This window comes from Dolichospermum sp. LEGE 00246 (genome assembly GCF_015207865.1).
Lineage (GTDB): Bacteria > Cyanobacteriota > Cyanobacteriia > Cyanobacteriales > Nostocaceae > Dolichospermum > Dolichospermum heterosporum.
Window position 1 is genome coordinate 1 of the sequence record NZ_JADEWA010000523.1, and the last position, 3,595, is coordinate 3,595.

A 3,595-nucleotide genomic window follows, 5' to 3' on the forward strand; every position below is an offset into this window, starting at 1 on the left:
GAGTAGGGGGAGTAGGGGGAGTAGGGGAGAGGAATTTTACTGATGACAACGGACAACGGACAACGGACAACGGACAACTGACAACTGACAACTGACAACTGACAACTAACCAACTTTACAAAAATATTTTTAAAGAATTTGCAAAATTGGCGCGTGAGTTTGCTATTTCTTAAAAAGTCACTAAATTAGGAGAACCGCTTATGACTGCTAAAGGCAAACCTGCTGCTAAACCTTCCTACGCTTTCCGTACTGGCTGGGCGTTGTTACTTTTGGCTATTAACTTTTTGGTAGCAGCTTACTACTTCCACATCATTGAATAGTTAGAACTAGATCGGTGCTGTTTAAATCGTGCCTTTAAATAAACCTTTGGGACGAATAAGCAGCACCACAATCATGATTAGTAGAGCTATACCTTGCTTGTACTGTGAACCTAGCCAGGGGGTGCTAACTTCTTGGGCAATACCAATAATAAAGGCGGCGGCGATCGCTCCATAAGGATTGCCAATTCCTCCCAAAATCACTGAAGCAAACAAAGGTAAAATTAAAAACCAACCCATATTTGGACGCACTGCTGTAATTAGCCCGTACATACTCCCACCTAAAGAAGTGAATGTCCCAGCAATTACCCAAGTCCACAAAATTACCCTATCAACATTAATACCAGATACTCTAGCTAAATCTAAATCATCAGCTACTGCCCGCATTGCCTTACCAATTTTCGTATTTTGTAGCAAGTAGTGTAGCGATAAAATCGCCAAAATAGCTAATCCCAGTACCAATAATTGATTTTGCGGTACTTTTAAAGTCCCAAATTCTAAAGCCGGAATCACAGGCAAATTATAATTTTGGTTTTTACCTCCCCAGAGAAAAATAATCCCATTGCGGAGAAATAAAGCTAGACCGATAGAGATAATAATCAGTGTTGTCGAACTAGCACGGATAGACCGCATTTTTGACCATAGCAATTTTTCTGCTAGTAACATTCCTCCCACAGTTCCCACGGTAGCCACAATCATTGACAACCAAATATTTAGACCCATAGCATTGACCATGAGAGTCAAATAAGCTCCTAATGTGAGAAAATCACCGTGGGCAAAATTAGACAACCGCAAAATCCCATAGGTTAAGGTCAGTCCTACTGCTGCTAAGGCGATAATGCTACCAACAGCGATACCGTTGATAATTAATTGAGCAAATTGTGTAATATCCATAAATATGAAATTATGGTGAAATTATTGTGAATTTTTGAAGTTGTTATTGCTGTAAATGATTGTATCCAATCATCTTTAGGATCTCCGTCACATTCATAAATGCCGTTTATGGGTTATCTAAAAAAGCACTTGCAGGTTAATATACATAAATACTGGTTACATTTTTATTTGTGGCAGGGTGTTTTTTAGCGGTCTAGTTGACCATGCAGCAATTCTCAAGCTTACAGGATTATCCGGTAAACGTAACAGGTTCTTCAGACCTGAGATATAAGCGACACCAGCAGTTTGGCACGCTCACTGACGACGGTTTTAACCGCCTTCAGTTTTATGGGCGCACAAAATTACTCAAGGGACGTTTCACAGTTAACCCTCCATTCCTCCCATCATCAAACTGAGTACAGTTTTGGTGGGGGTCTCCTGGAGGTTTAGATGAATGGTAGTACAAGACTGGAGGTAAAGAGATGCTAGTTTTTGAATTTAAAGCTTACGGAAAATCAGTTAGACGGAAACTCCCGGTTGAGAACAATTGAACAGATGCGGTATCAGTTGTGGCTGGAAAGCAGCTTAAATCAGTTGCAAATTCGTCTTCAGGATTATCTGATTTCTGTGGCTACTACGACTGCATTAGGAATAGCCACAGAAGCAGAAATTTTGCAAATCGTTGTCAATGAACTTCATAAAGCATTAAGTGATAGTTTAATTGCGTCTGCTCAGTATATTGTAGGTATTGCTCTGTTTGAACCACAGCAAATAGTGGGTCGAATCGCTTATATTTCCTATTTACCATCATTAATTCCCAATTTCGAGCTAATACCCCAAGTTGAAAAAAAGCTGTCTTTGAGACTGCATAAATCTATCAATCTGCAAGATGTACAGGAAATGGAAACTCAAAAATACCAAAGTGCTTGGTATTTATTTGAGGATACTCAAGGAATCAAAGCGTGGTTAATCATCAGCACCAGCAATTTTTTACCCGACTGTAAATTACTGGAGGATACTTTTTACCCTCTGAAGTTACAATTAATCACAAAAACTGTGGAAAATTGTCGCACAGCTTTAACACAACTTTTACAAATAAAATCTTCGCAGAAGTATTATCAGGATTTAGCTAGTTTAAATAAAGAACTAAAGCGTACTAATCAACTTAAAAATCAGTTTTTGGCAAATACTAGTCATGAAATCCGCACTCCCCTAAGTTCAATTATTGGTTTTACCCATTTGCTATTAGCACAGGGTTATGAACCTGAGAAAGTCCGTCATCAAGAGTATTTACGGATTATTCAATCTAGTGGTAAGCATTTATTGGGATTAATTGATGATATTTTGGATCTCTCGAAAATTGAAGCCAACCAACTAGAAGTACAATGGGAAGTAGTTGATATTTATATTTTGTGTCGGAATGTTTTGGCTTTGGTAAAAGAGAAAGCTACTCATAAAGATCTAACACTGCATTTAGAAATTAAACCAGATATTAAAAATCTCATAGCTGATCCTTTGCGACTTAAACAAATGTTATTGAATTTACTTTTCAATGCTATCAAATTTACGATGAAAGGTAGTGTTGGCTTACAGGTTTCTAGTGAGGATGAATTTTTGCGGTTTACGGTTTGGGATACTGGTATAGGTATTTCTTTTGAAGATCAATCTCGACTATTTCAACCCTATAGTCAAGTGGTTAATCCCGCCGTCGATCGTAATGAAGGTACGGGTTTGGGGTTGGTAGTGACTCAAAAATTGGCAGAAATTCATGGTGGTTATTTAGAGTTAGAATCTGTGGTTGATCAAGGTTCTCGTTTTAGTATTTTACTTCCTCTTAAACCAACGGGAGAAGTTTTAGCAGCTATAGAAACAACAGCAGAATATGATTTAGAAGTGGTTAGTCATCCTTGTGATGATGATCTGACTCCATCGCCTGTAATTTTGCTGGTGGAAGATGATTTACCCAATGGGGAATTAATGGAAATTTATTTAAAAAGATTAGGATATCAGGTGAACTGGGTGAAGAATGGGGCAAAAATGTGGAATAGTATCGAAGAAGTAGAACCAGCAGTGATTTTGATGGATGTGAGTTTACCTGATGCTAATGGTTTAAATTTGGTGCAGCAATTACGGGAAAACCCCAAATATCAGCATATACCGATTATTGCTCAAACGGCTATGGCAATGAAGGGCGATCGCGAAAGTTGTCTTGCGGCTGGTGTCAATGAGTATATTTCTAAGCCGATAGATTTAAAACTTTTAGCCAGTCTGGTGGCTAAGTATTGTCCCTGCGTAAAAAAATCTACTAAGAGTCAAAAATAAAACCCTACGATTCTGGGCAAGCACGGGGGGATTGCCCCTACTGTCAACCCGAAAATGACGGGAGAAGGGAGGTAGGGGAGGTG

General features: G+C 38.7%; 3 protein-coding genes. 2 read left to right on the forward strand and 1 reads right to left on the reverse strand.

Annotated features, from left to right (window positions below; translation table 11 throughout):
- The first annotated feature begins 200 nt into the window (after positions 1–200).
- Complete coding sequence (psaX, locus tag IQ228_RS23320; protein WP_027404674.1) at positions 201–320, forward strand: photosystem I protein PsaX; 120 nt, start codon at positions 201–203, stop codon at positions 318–320.
- A 21-nt stretch (positions 321–341) separates the two neighbouring features.
- Here psaX and IQ228_RS23325 read toward each other — a convergent pair whose 3' ends face one another.
- A complete protein-coding gene (locus IQ228_RS23325) occupies positions 342–1,211 on the reverse strand; it encodes a branched-chain amino acid ABC transporter permease (protein WP_039201322.1) in 870 nt (289 codons plus the stop codon).
- Between the two features lie 471 nt (positions 1,212–1,682).
- On the opposite strand from IQ228_RS23325, the gene hrmK reads away from it, so the two are divergent.
- Positions 1,683–3,512 (forward strand): hybrid histidine kinase/response regulator HrmK, encoded by a 1,830-nt coding sequence (hrmK, locus tag IQ228_RS23330; protein ID WP_027404673.1) that lies wholly within the window; start codon positions 1,683–1,685, stop codon positions 3,510–3,512.
- Positions 3,513–3,595 lie beyond the last annotated feature (83 nt).

Excerpts from the sequence above, each read along its gene's own strand:
- psaX (WP_027404674.1), top strand. The coding sequence starts at position 201 with ATGACTGCTAAAGGCAAACCTGCTGCTAAACCTTCCTACGCTTTCCGT.
- IQ228_RS23325 (WP_039201322.1), bottom strand. The coding sequence starts at position 1,211 with ATGGATATTACACAATTTGCTCAATTAATTATCAACGGTATCGCTGTT.